Genomic DNA, 15,263 nt, shown 5'->3' with positions numbered 1-15,263 from the left:
TCTCAATGTTTTAAATCACATAACAGAAATATCTTTTTAAATTTTTATCCGGGTCTGCATGATGTTTGCTGCCTGTTTATTAATCCAACACTTAAATATTTTAATATGAAAACCGAAATTTTAACAGATCTCCATCAATTGGGAATTGGTGGGGTGGCCATAGGAACAGCTTTTGAAAATATAACAGACGAACAGTCCTCTGAAATTCTACAGACCGCATGGGATACCGGGGTCAGGTACTATGATACTTCGCCATGGTACGGTCTTACAAAGAGTGAAAGAAGATTCGGAAACTTCCTGAAGGAGAAAGACAGAAGCCAGTTCATTTTTTCAACCAAAACAGGCAGACTGTTTCATGAAGTCTCTGCGTCTGAAGTTCCGCCCACCATGTGGAAAAATCCCTTACATTTTGATTTCCGGCATGATTATACGGCTGATGCTGTTAAAAGATCTATTGATGACAGTCTGGAAAGAACGGGGCTTGAATATATTGATATTGTATACATTCACGATCTGTCTGAAGATCAGGTAGGAGACCGTTATCCGTATTTTCTTGAGCAGGCCAGGAAAGGGGCTTTTAAAATACTTTCCGAACTGCGTGACCAGGGAATCATCAAAGCATGGGGAATGGGCGTCAATAAGATAGAACCTATTTTAGACTGTATTGAATCCGCAGATCCTGATATCTGTCTTTCTGCTATCCAATATTCTATTCTGGAACATGAAGATGCTGTGGACCGCCTTCTCCCCGCAGTTAAAAAAGCCGGGGTAAAACTGGTTTCAGGAGCAGGGTATAATTCCGGATATATTGCAGGAAGAGAACGTTATAATTATAAAGAGATCATCCCGAAAGGAATGCATGAAAAAAGAGCCAGAATGACCGCTATTGCAGAGGAATACAATATCAGTCTGATTGATGCTGCACTCCATTTTGTTCTTGCTTCCGATGAATTTGTTTCCATTATTCCAGGAGCCAGCCGGCCGGAACAGGTGAAAGATAATGCAGAAGCATTACAGACTAAAATTCCTTACGATTTCTGGCAGGAACTGAAAACAGAAGGTCTTATTTATGAAAAGGCACAGATTCCAACAGAATAAAATATAAAATAATTTGAATATTCTATTTTTAAGAGAGTAAAGCAGAAATGAGTTAGCATTATTAACTCAGCTTTGCTATCTTAAATGAAAAGCACAGAAACAGAAATTTCAGCTTTTAAAATTTAAATCAGATTTTATCAGACCACCTTTGCTTTACGGATAACTTTGGCCAGTAATCCCGGAAAAAATCTTTTCAGGTAAACGCCTAATACTTCTTTACCACCTATTGCTTTTTGCTTTTTCTGTTTTTCAATGGCATGGAGCATTTTTCCTGCAAAAACATCCACGGGCATTCCATGTTGTGTGGCATTATCCATTGTTCCCTGTTGTGATCCGTCTCCGGTGACGGCGTGTATAGAAATATTGGTTTGTATAAATCCGGGACAAATGATGGTAATCTGAATATTATGATCATACAGCTCTGCCCGTAAAGCATCGAAAAAACCATGTAAAGCATGTTTTGCAGCAGCATATCCGCTTCTCATAGGAGCCCCGAATATTCCCATCAGGCTGGAAACAACAGCAATCTGTCCGCTGCCATTTTTAATCATATAGGGAAGAACAGCTTTGGTAAGGGCTACGGTTCCTATATAATCAACTTCTATTAAATGTTTATCCACTTCTATATCTGTTTCTATCGCTAATGAACGTTGGGATAACCCTGCATTGTTTATAAGAAGATCAATCTTACCAAATTCTTCTACTGCTTTTGCAGCTATATCCTGCATATTTTTATAATCGGCAAGATCCAGAGGAAGTACAGCAAACCTGTTACCGGGAAGTCCTGCTTTTTGTGCTACAGCAAAGAGCTGTTCTTCTTTCCTTGATGAAAGAATGATTTTTGCCGTGGACTTTGATGCCAGCTCTTTTACCAGAGCCTCACCAATGCCTGAAGAAGCTCCTGTAATCCAAATGACTTTATCATTAAAATAATGACTCATATGCGTTTATTTATTATTAAGCTTATTTCAATTTCGCAATATATTGTCCGGCTTTCATTCCTGAAAAGATACATCCGCCCAGGAAAGTTCCTTCCAGTGCCCGGTAGCCATGCATGCCTCCGCCTCCAAAGCCCGCCGCTTCTCCGACAGCATATAGCCCTTCAATAATACTGTCATCAGCCCTCAGAACTTGTCCGTTAAGATTGGTTTTAATGCCGCCCAATGTTTTACGGGTCAGAATATTAAGACGTACCGCAATCAAGGGCCCGTTTTCCGGAGCGAGAATTTTATGGGGAGCAGCAACACGGCCAAGTTTATCTCCCAGATAACTGCGGGTACTCCGGATATAGTTCACCTGGGTATCCTTAGAAAATTTGTTGTCTAATTCCCGGTCTCTGGCTTCAATCTGTGCTTTTATTTTTTCATAATTTAAAAGATGATCACCTGACAGTTGGTTCATCCTGGTTACCAGATCTTCCAGATTGTCTGATACAATGAAGTCTTTTCCATGCTCTTTGAACGCTTCTACCGGTCCCGGTGCTTTTTTGCCAAAGATCCTTTTAAGGAAGAGAGAATAGTCTTTATTGGTAATATCAGGATTCTGTTCTGAGCCTGAAAGCGCAAATTCTTTTTTGATAATTTTCTGGGTAAGGATAAACCAGGAATAAGAGTAGCCTGTTTCCTGTATATATTTTAAAGTTCCCAGTGTATCAAATCCAGGCAGAAATGGAGCAGGAAGCCTTTTTCCTTTTGCATCAAACCATAGGGAAGATGGCCCGGGCAAGATACGGATTCCGTGGTTGGGCCAGATCGGACTCCAGTTTTGCAGTCCTTCCGTATAATGCCACATTCTGTCACGGTTAATAATATCTGCACCGGCATTTTCTGCAATACCAATCATTTTTCCATCCACATATGCAGGCACTCCGCACACCATGTTGTCAGGAGCTTTTCCAAGTCTTTCAGGCCAGTTTTTGCGTACCAGTTCATGATTGGCACCGATGCCCCCGGAAGCAATAATAATATTTTCAGCAGTATATTCAAATGATGAAATTACATTTCTGTTGGTTTCAGCACCTCTTTCTTTGTTATCATTTTCAAGGATATCTCCCTTTAATCCTCTGACCTTTCCATTCTCTACCATCAGATCAGTGACCCTATGCCTGAATTTCATCTGTAAAAGGCCTTTTTCTTTAGCCTGATACGCTTTTTCCACAAAGGGTTTTACAACACCGGTTCCGGTACCCCAGCTGACATGAAAACGGGGAACTGAGTTTCCATGGCCCGTTGCAGATCCGTCACCACGCTCTGCCCAACCGACCATAAACATCAGCTTGATCCCAAGCCTGGAAATATAACTGTATTTTTCACCGGCAGCAAACTTCAGATAGGCTTCTGCCCATTGGCGGGGCCAGTAATCTTCCTTACGATCAAAGCCGGCAGTTCCTTTCCAATCCTGAAGAGCCAGCTCATAAGAGTCTTTAATGCCCATTCTCTGTTGTTGTGGGGAATTGATCAGAAAAAGCCCTCCGAATGACCAGAAAGCCTGTCCTCCGATATTTTCTTCTGTTTCCTGATCCAATAGAAGTACCTTTTTGCCGGCATTGGTAATTTCCATAGCGGCAGTAAGCCCTGCAAGTCCGGTTCCTATAATGATAGCATCTGGCTGGAATTTTTCTTCCATTTTTATGAGATGTTTTTGTTGAATAATACTTTATCTAAATGTATAAAATATTTGTACATCAATAAGGTAAGGAAGTTTAAAAAAATAAAAGTTCTGATCAGAAAACAGCCTCTGCAAAACTTTTATCCTATAAAATCAAATTCTGCCTGAGCTCCCAAATCTTTCAGCTGATCATAATCTTTTTGGAGCCATTTGTAATAACCTTTCCTAAAGAGAATTCTGCTATTCTTACTCAGCTCAAGAGCTTCAGCCCCTGAAAGATGATGCTCCTTTTTAAGCAAAGCAATAATTTTCATTTTATTGGGACCGATATCTGTGATGTATAAGTTGGCTTCTCTCCAGTCTGATAATTCATTTATCTTTTCTTCAATAGTTTCTTCTGACATTTCTTCCTGATTTTCGATCGCTTCATAAACTTCTTTCCAGAAAGGATTTTCAGAATCTTTATGATGTTCGAAATAGTCTGTTAATGCCTTTTTATCAAATCTCACAGAGTGCATATGATCTATTATTTCCTGAAAGTCTTCTAAACAGTCGGTAATTTTCAAAGGCTCCCAATATCCCTGTCCGTGATAGGCAAAATATACAGGAAACCCGACAGCATCTTCATTTAAATCAATAAAAAAAGGATCGGCAAAATAATTCGTGGCCAGTACGATCCAATCAGGTTTGAAATCGCCTGAACCGTCTCCTGTAAGGACTTTATTTTCAACCGAATTGTAATGATAACCATCCTGAAAATAGTAGATATGTTCTGCCACAGCATAATTTTCAGGCAGTGAAAGACCTTCTGTCGTTACAGCTTTTTCAAGAAATTTTAAAATATCAGGATAGGAGGAGATTTTCTGAAACAAAGTTTCATTGTCTATGGCTTTTTTCTTAATTTCTTCGGCAGACAAAGTGATCTGTGCCTGATCAAAAGGAAATCTGCGCTGCATCCAATGCAACAGATCCCGGTCCAGAACCTTCAGTAATTCTTTCTGTAAAACCCCATATGAACTCAGATAAACTTTGGGATCATTTTCTTTTTTTGATATTACGGCAACCTGCCCGCCGGAATCATCAGCTACGGGAATATAACCGGGAAGAAATTCTTCAAACTGATACGTATCATACCTTTCCTGAACCTCTGCCCGGTTCCGGAATACACGCACCACATCAGCAACAATCTCATTATCAGATTTTCTGTTAAAAACTTTTATAAATTCCAGCCAATGATTTGGAAAATTGATTTCCATAAAAATGAAATAAGGTTAAATAATTGAGGAAAAGACCATCAACAAGCCGATTCTTATCTACGAAAATACAAAAAGTGAATTTATTTTTTAAAAAAACAAGGCCTTATTCTGGGGTGTGAACCAGGCACATTTAATATAATTTCTTATCATCAGTTACAGAAAGCTCAACAAAACATTTTTATCTTTGTGAAAAATAGAAGTATGAAGTATTTGCTTATTATTGCGTGTTTTGTCTGCTCTGTATTCAGTCAGGCACAGCAAAAAACAGATCCATGGAAAGACAGCCAGCTGATGGATCCCGCATTGCTGGCCTCCAGAATTGAGAAAAAGAAAACTCAAGATCTGGTCATTATTTCGGTAGGGCCCGAAGCTATTATCAAAGGTTCTGTAGACATCGGACCTACCCGTGAGCCTGAAAATCTGGAAAAGCTAAGGAGTTACCTGAAAGATATTCCTAAAGACAGAGAAGTGGTTATCTACTGCGGATGCTGTCCTTTCGTAAAATGCCCTAATATCCGTCCGGCCTTTAATTTACTGATGGAAATGGGCTTTAAGAATGCGAAACTTCTGAACCTCCCAAAAAATATCAAAACAGACTGGTTAGATAAAGATTATCCTACAAATGATTAATATGAAGATCCGCACTATAGTATTATTTCTGATGATGGTATCAGGTTTCGTTTCTGCCCAGAAAGTGATAGAGATAGGGAAGAAGGCTCCCGAGATCATTATGGCTAAAGCAGACGGAAGCTCATTTGCTCTTTCCACACTGAAAGGAAAGATGGTATTAATTGATTTCTGGGCTACATGGTGCGCTCCGTGCGTTGAAGAGCAGCCTGAGCTGAAAAACCTGTATGAAACATATGCTGAACAGGTAAAAAACAACAGGTTTGAAATCCTTGGGGTTTCTTTAGATAAGAATAAAGAAAGTTGGGAGAAAGCCATTGAGCGTTTTAAAATCAACTGGATCCAGATCAGTGATCTGAAATTCTGGAAAAGCTCGGTAGCAAAAACTTATGAAGTGGATGAACTTCCTTTTAATGTCATTATAGACGGACAGGGAACAATTTTAGCCAAAAACCTTCATGGTAAAGAGCTCGAAGAATTTTTAAAGAAAAATCTGAACTAAAAAAAGTTATTGAATAATACAAAGAGTGGTATGATGGCATACCACTCTTTTTTTCAATTGTGATTTGTGTATTTAGAACCACCTTTATTAAGTCATTATTTTGAATAAAAAGGATATTCAGAGGGAAATCATATCACTTCTTATTTATAATTCCTGATAGTTTTTAAACCGGTATAAAAATAATAATTATATTTAAAATATCACTATATGTTGAAATAAAATATAAAAATTAATATTACTACAATATATTCTTAACATTCAGACTTTATTCAACATTTATATACACTTAAAAGTCATTAATATACAGAAAAATTCAGCGGACCATTCTTCTCTATAATTTTGGTCTATGAAAAAGAACTTCTTCCTCCGTTTTGCGCTGTCAGTCATATTGCTGATGCATAGTGTGATCTCCATTTTCAGTGGTGATGTCAACAATTTCGGACTTCATTATCTGGATACCATAGGTTTCAGTCCTATAGGTCTTTATTTGGCATGGGCAGTTAAACTGACTCATCTTATTTCGGCCCCGGCTCTGTGGTTTGACCGGTTTATTAAGCCTGTTGCGGTCTGTAATATCCTGATATTTGCTTTCGGAATTTATTATGTTCATTGGGAGAATGGCTGGTTTGTGGTAGGTGGGGGTACGAATGGTGTTGAATTCAATTTTCTGCTGATCTTCTGTTTTATGAATCTTGTGTTCCCGGAAATCCGTTTGAAAATCTTTCAAAGTTAAATTATAATGTGTGGGTTATTTTAAACCACAAAGTCACAAAAGTTTTTGAACACTTAAGTATTTTTAAGTTATAAGTAAACTGTTGATAAGTGCACTGAAGTTTTATGAAAATCTATGATTTTCTTATGGTTGAACCATTAAGGAGGAATTAAGGAGATAAGAATATTAAGAAGGAGCTTCGCTTTAAGTAACTGCTTAAACAAGTCTTTGATTTTTTCCTTAAATCTTCTTAAAACCTTCATTATTCTTAATGGTTTAAAAAATATTGTTTAAACACAAAGTCACAAAAGTTTTTTGAACACTTAAGTATTTTTAAGTGATAAACAAACCGTTAATAAGTGCACTGAAGTTTTATGAAAATCTATGATTTTCTTATGGTTAAACCATTAAGGAGGAATTAAGGAGATAAGAATATTAAGAAGGAGCTTCGCTTTAAGTAACTGCTTAAAAAAGTCTTTGATTTTTTCCTTAAATCTTCTTAAAACCTTCATTATTCTTAATGGTTTAAAAAATTATGGTTTACCGTAAAAGTTAAAGATTAATATAGCATTGGTAGAATGCCTGACACAAAACACGTAGTTTATAGACTCGTGATTGATTTTTGTAGCCTTTATATTTTTATATTTGGCTGAGCGATATTACTTTGTATTTTTAATGATTATAAGCTTGAAATCTAACAGAACATCTAAGCTACAGGTTCATTTGCTTTTCTGGATATTGTATTATCTGCTGGAAGCTTATCTCGATTTTTACTGGTCCCGATATCAGTTTCCGGATTTCAAATGGCAAATACGGCTTCAGAACACCCTGATTCTGGAGCTTGGCTATTTTCTGATCAAAATGCCGCTTGCCTATTCTTTATTGCATGTGTATGAGAAAGTCCATACCCGGAATTTCTTCAAATATCTTCTCTATGCTCTGATTGTGGTAATTGCCGTGCTGGGTCACCGTCTTTTTACCCATTATATTATTTACCCCTATATTTATGAAGCTACAGAGACTCTGGATGGTAAGCATCCTTCGGGATTTATCAATGGCTTTGTGGCATTCAACTCTTTTATGGATCTTATTTTTATGGTAGGGCTTGTCTTTGGCGTAGAGATTACCAGACAGAAAAATCTTTTGAAAGACCAGATATCCCAGCTGAAATCTGAAAAACTGGATCAGGAACTGACAATGCTGAAAGCGCAGATCAATCCGCACTTTCTTTTCAATACCCTGAATAATATTTATGGTATGGCCTTAAAAAAAGCAGATGAAACTCCCGATGTTATCCTCCAGCTTTCAAAAATAATGCGGTATAATATCTACGAAGCGGCAGAAAAAAGAATTTCTATAGAAAAAGATATTGAAAATATTAAAGATTTTATACAGATCCAGAAGATCAGGCACCATCATCTTACGGTAGACCTTACAATACATCTGGATAATCCTTCACAGGAAATTTCACCTCTTATACTGATACAGTTTGTAGAAAATGCTTTTAAACATGGGGTTTCTGAGAGTCTGGGAGAAACATATATTAATATTGATATTCAGCTTAGAAACGGTATTCTTACCTATTTCATTGAAAATTCAAAAGAGGAAAAGCCTAATGAACATTCCACCAAAATAGGACTGAAAAATATCCGCAGGCAGCTTGAGCTTCTTTATCCTAAACATCTCCTTTCTGTTGAAGATAAGAGCGATCGTTATATTGTAAAACTAATCATAGGTTTCCATGGGACAATCAGCCACTAAAAAATACAACTGTCTTATTGTAGAAGACGAACCCATTGCCGCAGAAATTCTGGAAAATTTCATATCCAGAGATCCGGAACTGAATCTGGTAGGAAAATGTGCAGATGCAGTATATGCCAGCAGCCTCTTGAATAGACATCAGGTAGATCTGATGTTTCTGGATCTTCATCTTCCGGTTGTAAAAGGTTTTGATTTTTTAAGAAAGTTAAAGAATCCGCCGTTCGTTATTGTAACCACGGCCTATCATCAGTATGCTGTAGAGGGATATGAGCTGGATATTGCAGATTATCTGATGAAACCTATCCCTTATGACCGGTTTACCACTGCAATTGGAAAATTCAAACACTTAATGGATGCAGAAGATGCATTGCTTGAAGTAGCTGACCGGGAATATATCTTCATCAACAGCGGAAAAAAACAGATCAAAATTATTCTCCAGGATATTTTCTATATTGAAAGTTTAAGGGAGTACATTAATATTCATACGAAAACAGAAACCCTTACGTTTAAAATGCCCATCAGCAAAATAGAAGAAAATTTAAATCCGAAGCTGTTTGCCCGTATTCATAAATCTTATATTATTTCTCTGTCAAAAATTGAGATGAAATCTGCAAGCCTCATTCAAATCAATGGAAAAAAACTTCCGATCGGGAGAACTTATAAACCTTCTTTGGAACTTTAAATAAATTTTGTAAATAATTATTGTACAATACATTAAATACAATCATCAAAACCTGTAGGTAAAGGGTGTGTATATTTTACCACCCCGTCAAATCTTCGATTTTCCATCCCTCCGGCGGAGGTGAATTTTGCTGCCTCGGATGCAATATTGCGATAATAAAAAGAGCAATTTCTCATTTGAATAAGATAGGTATGTTCTATCGTTGATTGTTAACGCATTGCTCATCACTGATTGCTTATTACTCATATTTTAGTAGACGTTATTCCGCCGTTGATATATGCCTTTCATGATAATCTTCACCAATTATTGAATTTTGATCATATAACAAGAAAAAATCAATAATTATGAAATATCAGTTAAAGCTTTTAAGTGCGGGAGTCGCTTTTTTTATAGGAAGCGAAACCTATTTCAGCCAGGCAAAGCAGGATACCCTTAAAACACAGAATATAGAAGGGATCGTGGTTACCGCACTCGGAATTAAAAGAGAGAAAAGATCATTGGGCTATTCAACACAGGAAGTCAAAGGTGAGGACATCAACCGGACTCCTACAACTAATTTCCTGAATAACCTTTCCGGAAAAGTGGCAGGACTTGAGATCAGACAATCTACTAATTTCGGAGGTTCCGTAGATGCTGTTTCCAGAGGGTACAAATCTATTCTGGGGGATAATCAGGCACTTTTTATAGTAGACGGTGTTCCCATTATCAACCGGAATATCAATACTACAAGCCAACTGAACGGATTTTCAGGTTATGATTACGGAAGCCCTGTCTCCGATATCAACCCGAATGATATTGAAACGGTGAATGTACTGAAGGGTGCTGCCGCAACAGCTTTATACGGTTCAAGAGCTCAAAACGGAGCCATTATCATCACAACCAAAAAGGGCAAGAAAAATACCCAGGGAATCGGGCTGGAATATAGCGGAAGTATTTCGGTTTCCACCATTGACCGCTCTACATTTCCTGAATATCAGACCCAATACGGACAAGGATATGCCGGAAACCTGTTTCAGGAATACAATAATGCTCCTTTTGTTCATACGTTTCAGGATGCTTCCTATGGAGCTCCTTATGATCCCAATCTCATGGTCTGCCAGTATGATGCATTCATCCCGGACTCTCAAAATTTCGGAAAAAAGACGCCTTGGGTAATGGCGAAAAACGGTCCGATCACTTTTTTTGAAAAAGCCTTTAACCGTACGAATAATATTGCATTAAATGGCGGAAATGACCGTACAAACTTCAGATTAAGCTATTCCAACACGTATGCAACGGATATCATGCCCAATTCTTCTCTGAGCAAAAATAACTTCGGGGGTAATGCTTCTTATAAAATTACAGATAATCTTACAGCTACTATTTTTGCCAATTATATTGTACAGAGCACCAAAGGAAGAAATACTACAGGATATGGAGATAACATTATGGGAAACTTCCGCCAATGGTGGGCAACCAATGTAGACCTTCAGTATCAGAAATACCTGTATGATACCTTCAGTAAAAATTATACCTGGAATATCAAATCTCCGGTCAACCTTTCTCCCGCCTATTGGGATAACCCTTATTTTACACGTTATCAGAATTACCAGAATGATAAAAGGGAGCGTTTTGCAGGTAATTTCAGCCTCAGCTATGATCTTTCAAAGAAAATTAATATTCTGGGAAGGGTAGGTATTGACGGCTATAGCATGATCCTGGAAGAAAGAAGGGCTGTGGGGTCAGTTCCTGCTTTTTTCAGTTCCAATATCATAGAACAGCCTTCAGGGTATGCCGTGACTAATCTTCGCTTTACGGAAACCAATTATGACCTGATTGCCACCTATAAAGATAATATTACTGATGATCTCAGTATTCAGGCATTGGCAGGGGCTAATATCAATGCACAGTCAAGTTATTCCAATGCACAGACTACAACAGGAGGGCTTTATATTCCAGGGCTTTACACCATATCCAACTCTGTAGCAAGTCCGGCAAGACCTATTATTACGGATACTTCAAAGTACATTTACGGGGTCTTTATTCAGGCTTCTTTAGGCTATCAGAATACCTATTATCTGGAAGGAACTTTCAGAAGAGATCAATCCACAGCATTACCAAAAGCAAATAATGCCTATTATTATCCTTCTGTTTCTGCGAGTGTCGTATTTTCCAATTTGCTGAAGCAGCAATGGCTGAGCTTTGGGAAATTACGGGCAGCTTATGCGGAAGTAGGCTCAGATACGGCAGCAGACCAGCTGAGAAACAGATTTATTGTACAGACTTCCTTCGGAAACAATCCTGTTTATTCCTATAATACCACTTTGAGAAATGCCGATCTTCTTCCCCAAAAACTGAAAAATTTTGAGCTAGGAACCAATATGCAGTTTTTTAAAAACAGAGTCGGGATCGATCTTTCCTGGTTCAGAAATATCGCATTTGACCAGATACTTCCTCTGCCGGTTTCCCTGTCAACAGGTTCCGGGGCCAAAATTCAGAATACAGGAGAGCTTACCACTAAAGGTATCGAATTATCACTGAATCTGACCCCGTTGAAATTCAAAGATTTCAGCTGGGATCTGCTTCTCAACTGGTCTAATCCTAAAACCAGAGTAACTGCTTTACGGGAAGGAATTGAAAACATCACCATCGGTGCATTACAGGGCGGAATCAGCATCAATGCCTCACTCAACGAAGATTATGGAAGCATCTGGGGATCAGATTATGTTTATGATCCTAATGGAAACAAGATCGTGGGCAGAAACGGTGCATATCTACATACGGATGATTCCAATCATAACTTCGGAAGTTTTCAGCCGGATTTTATTGCCGGACTGAACAATTCTTTTACCTATAAAAACTTCAATCTAAGCTTCCAGATCGACTGGAAAAAAGGTGGAAAAATATTTTCCCTGGACCAATACTATGGTAGTGGTACCGGTCTTTATCCTGAAACGGTAGGATTGAATGACCTCGGAAACCCTGTCAGGAATACGCTGGCTAATGGCGGAGGTGTAATTTTACCGGGAGTGATGCAGGATCCCAATAATCCAGGACATTATATTCCCAACACGATTCGTCTGGACCGTTCCATATCCAGTCAGTATTTGGGTACAGATCCTCCGACAGCTGCATTTATCTACGATGCAAGCTTTATAAAGCTCCGTCAGGTCTCCGTTTCTTATACTTTCAACAAAAATTTCTTAAAAAACTCAGGAATTCAGGGGCTTACCGTAGGGTTTACAGGAAGTAACCTATGGATCATCCATAAAAATCTTCCTTATTCTGATCCTGAGGCGGGAATTTCTTCGGGAAGCATCCAGGGATATCAGTCTGGTGTAATGCCTTCCACAAGGAATTTTGCATTCAATCTGAAAGTTAATTTTTAAAAACTATTACAATGAAAAATACATTTATATTAGGCTCTTTCTTAACGATATTAATGGCAGGATGTACAACAGACGACGTCAATACGGATCCGCATGTTGCTTATTCTATGAGTCCGGAACCCCTGATCACCTATGCAGAAAAAGAGCTGAGTGATTATATGACCACTCCCAGTGTGAACGAAAACAATTTTCGCCTTATCATGCAGTACTGGCAGGAAACCACCTATGTAAACGAAAGTAATTATAATTTTACGGAAAGAAACGTGTCCAATACTGTATGGGCTGATAATTATGTAAATGTCCTTAATAATCTTAATAAAGCCAAGGAACTGATAGAACAGTACCAGCCTGTTCCTTCAGAATTGGGGGCATGGCCTGCTAAGAAAAAAAATCAGCTTGCCATCATAGATATCCTTTCAGTATATACTTTTCAGACGCTGGTAGATACATTTGGTGATATTCCTTACAGCCAGGCTCTCAACCAGGAACAGTTTCCGCTGCCTGTGTACGATGATGATACCAAGATCTATGAACACCTCATCAGCCGTCTGAAAACGGATATTAATAATCTGGAGGAAGGAAAAGGAGCCTTTGGGGCCGGGGATATTATCTATGGAGGTGATGTCGTAAAATGGAAGAAATTCGGAAACTCGCTTCTCCTGAAGCTGGGAATTGCAGTTTCTGATGTTAATCCTACACTGGCACAATCTACAATTAATGCAGCCATTACCGGTGGAATAATCACTGATGAGTCTCAGAACGGAGTTTTCAGGTATCTTCCTGAAATATTCAATCTGAGTCCGATATTTGAAAACCTGGTGGTTACAGGACGTGATGACTTTTTCGGAGGTAAACCTTTTGTGGATTTTCTTAATAACACCACAGATCCCAGGGTGGCAAAATATTTTCAGGATGTAAACGGGGAGTATATCGGACAGGTCATTGGGACGGGCGGAAGTTTTTTAGATTTTTCTGCAGCAGGGGTTTTTGCTTATACCCCAACCACTCCCGGCAATCTTATCACGCATACTGAAGTGGCTTTTTATCTGGCTGAAGCTGCTGCCAGGTTTGGAATTGGCGGAAATCCTGAAACCTTATATCAGAATGCGGTTCAGGCTTCCTTCAGAGAATGGGGACTTACAGCTCAGGAAGCCCAGGATTATCTTACCATGAACCCCTATAATGCTGCCAACTGGAAGAAATCGATCGGGGAGCAGGCCTGGGTTGCCATGTATAACCATCCTGTCGTTTCCTGGAACTTTTACCGCAGGTTAGATTATCCGGCGTTACAGGCGCCTCCTACAGCCATTGCCAATGCTGACGGAAAGGTCCCTGTGAGACTTCAATATCCAACCTTAGAGGCAACAACCAACGGGAGCAATTATGCCAAAGCATCCACAGCGATTGGAGGTGACAGGCTGACTACCAGAGTTTTCTGGGACATCCACTAAATATTTTTTTTATTTTTTCATATCAATAATTTTGTACGACTTTTATTGTGTAACTGCTTCTGTTAAAAGAAGCAGTTTTTATTATAATCATCCATTGGTATCATTATTTCAAAAGTCAATTCAAAAAATCCTTACCAATCAATTCATAGATCACAGATCTTCATTGATAGATATTTTTTCCTGATCTCTACCTATTTCTTCAAATTTGAAATATAAATCATCAACAGCTGAATCATGAAAGGAAACAGAATTTTGAAAAAAGCAGCGATATTCTTTTTATTATGGATGACAGGGAATACGGCTTTTAGCTGTAAGGACAACAAAACCGGAGATTCATCTCCATCTGTAAGCTATAAAGACCAGAAAGAATCAGGGACACCAGAACATATTGTTGAAACCAAAGCAGAACTGGTGGGCAATTATTAAAAACTAAAGTAATAATTAGAAATATAAATGTGGTTGGTTGAATATTCTCGCATTGAATATGATCTGGCTTAATGAGTATCTGCTCTTAAGCCATTTTTGTTTTTATTTCAGAAAGCATTGTTCAGGCTTTATTAGGTTTACTCACATATTTATTACCCTTCACAAAGAAACGCCAGGGCAGGAGAGCGTCTTCTTGTGCATAAGAAACCCCTATACGGGGACCTGCTATAATTTCATCAGGATCATACCGAATTCCGTGATCTTCTATCCAGATTTCATTTCCTGTCAGATCTTTTTTATTAAAGTTTCTATCGATTCCCAAAGCTTTTGCCGCGGAACCCGGACCTGAAGAAATAGCAGCTCTGGAAGCCGGCATACTGCGTCTGAACTCCATTGTTTCTTTACCAATCAATGGTTCTACAGCTCTGATCAGTACCGCATGAGGCTCATCTTCCACTGAAGTTACCACATTAAAGAGATGATGAATTCCATAGCATAAATACACATAAGATACCCCGCCATGACTGTATAATGTTTCCGTACGGTCTGTCCGTCTGCCTCCATACGCATGCGAAGCCTTATCCTTTACTCCAAAATAAGCTTCTGTTTCTACAATAATCCCGGCAGTAACGGCACCATTAATTTCTGTAAAAAGGACTTTTCCCAAAAGGTCCTGAGCCAGAAAAAGAACATCCTGATCAGCATAATAGGAGAGCGGCAGTTTCAAAATGAATCGTTTTAACAGTTATTCAATCAAAATTAATGATATTTTA

General features: G+C 38.5%; 13 protein-coding genes. 9 read left to right on the top strand and 4 right to left on the bottom strand.

Annotated features, from left to right (window positions below; all coding sequences use genetic code 11):
- The first annotated feature begins 105 nt into the window (after positions 1-105).
- Entirely contained in the window at positions 106-1,098 is a 993-nt protein-coding gene (locus tag ACTJJF_RS05040) for an aldo/keto reductase (RefSeq protein ID WP_440698902.1), read from the top strand.
- A 137-nt stretch (positions 1,099-1,235) separates the two neighbouring features.
- Here the strand turns inward: ACTJJF_RS05040 and ACTJJF_RS05035 are convergent, their stop codons facing one another.
- The 3 genes from ACTJJF_RS05035 to ACTJJF_RS05025 form a co-directional block, all read right to left on the bottom strand.
- Positions 1,236-2,039 carry an SDR family oxidoreductase gene (locus ACTJJF_RS05035; protein ID WP_440698901.1) on the bottom strand — a complete coding sequence of 268 codons (804 nt, stop codon included), beginning with the start codon at positions 2,037-2,039 and terminating at the stop codon, positions 1,236-1,238.
- 22 nt (positions 2,040-2,061) lie between these two features.
- Positions 2,062-3,723, bottom strand: a complete 1,662-nt coding sequence (locus tag ACTJJF_RS05030; RefSeq protein WP_440698900.1) for an FAD-binding dehydrogenase — start codon at positions 3,721-3,723, stop codon at positions 2,062-2,064.
- A 122-nt stretch (positions 3,724-3,845) separates the two neighbouring features.
- A complete protein-coding gene (locus ACTJJF_RS05025) occupies positions 3,846-4,961 on the bottom strand; it encodes a hypothetical protein (protein WP_312304989.1) in 1,116 nt (371 codons plus the stop codon).
- 201 nt (positions 4,962-5,162) lie between these two features.
- On the opposite strand from ACTJJF_RS05025, the gene ACTJJF_RS05020 reads away from it, so the two are divergent.
- From ACTJJF_RS05020 to ACTJJF_RS04985, 8 genes are all read left to right on the top strand, one after another.
- Positions 5,163-5,591, top strand: a complete 429-nt coding sequence (locus tag ACTJJF_RS05020) for a rhodanese-like domain-containing protein (protein WP_312304985.1) — start codon at positions 5,163-5,165, stop codon at positions 5,589-5,591.
- Position 5,592: 1 nt separating this feature from the next.
- Positions 5,593-6,090 (top strand): TlpA family protein disulfide reductase, encoded by a 498-nt coding sequence (locus ACTJJF_RS05015; RefSeq protein WP_312304983.1) that lies wholly within the window; start codon positions 5,593-5,595, stop codon positions 6,088-6,090.
- Between the two features lie 346 nt (positions 6,091-6,436).
- Positions 6,437-6,823 (top strand): DoxX family protein, encoded by a 387-nt coding sequence (locus ACTJJF_RS05010; protein WP_440698899.1) that lies wholly within the window; start codon positions 6,437-6,439, stop codon positions 6,821-6,823.
- A 666-nt stretch (positions 6,824-7,489) separates the two neighbouring features.
- Positions 7,490-8,563, top strand: a complete 1,074-nt coding sequence (locus ACTJJF_RS05005) for a sensor histidine kinase (protein WP_440698898.1) — start codon at positions 7,490-7,492, stop codon at positions 8,561-8,563.
- Positions 8,544-9,245: a LytR/AlgR family response regulator transcription factor gene (locus ACTJJF_RS05000; protein ID WP_312304976.1), complete on the top strand. Its 702-nt coding sequence runs from the start codon at positions 8,544-8,546 to the stop codon at positions 9,243-9,245. The genes ACTJJF_RS05005 and ACTJJF_RS05000 overlap by 20 nt, the downstream gene beginning before the upstream one ends.
- 344 nt (positions 9,246-9,589) lie before the next feature.
- Positions 9,590-12,613 (top strand): SusC/RagA family TonB-linked outer membrane protein, encoded by a 3,024-nt coding sequence (locus ACTJJF_RS04995; protein ID WP_440698897.1) that lies wholly within the window; start codon positions 9,590-9,592, stop codon positions 12,611-12,613.
- Positions 12,614-12,624: 11 nt separating this feature from the next.
- Positions 12,625-14,064, top strand: coding sequence for a SusD/RagB family nutrient-binding outer membrane lipoprotein (locus ACTJJF_RS04990; protein WP_440698896.1), 1,440 nt, complete (start codon positions 12,625-12,627; stop codon positions 14,062-14,064).
- Positions 14,065-14,298: 234 nt separating this feature from the next.
- A complete protein-coding gene (locus ACTJJF_RS04985) occupies positions 14,299-14,490 on the top strand; it encodes a hypothetical protein (RefSeq protein WP_440698895.1) in 192 nt (63 codons plus the stop codon).
- Positions 14,491-14,611: 121 nt separating this feature from the next.
- On the opposite strand, the gene ACTJJF_RS04980 is transcribed toward ACTJJF_RS04985, so the two are convergent.
- Positions 14,612-15,217 (bottom strand): DNA-3-methyladenine glycosylase, encoded by a 606-nt coding sequence (locus tag ACTJJF_RS04980; RefSeq protein WP_440698894.1) that lies wholly within the window; start codon positions 15,215-15,217, stop codon positions 14,612-14,614.
- Positions 15,218-15,263 lie beyond the last annotated feature (46 nt).

It is taken from the genome of Chryseobacterium sp. 22458 (assembly GCF_052044975.1).
In the GTDB taxonomy this organism is placed as follows: domain Bacteria; phylum Bacteroidota; class Bacteroidia; order Flavobacteriales; family Weeksellaceae; genus Chryseobacterium.
Note: the sequence above shows the minus strand (reverse complement) of the source record. Positions and strands in the feature narration are given on the sequence as shown.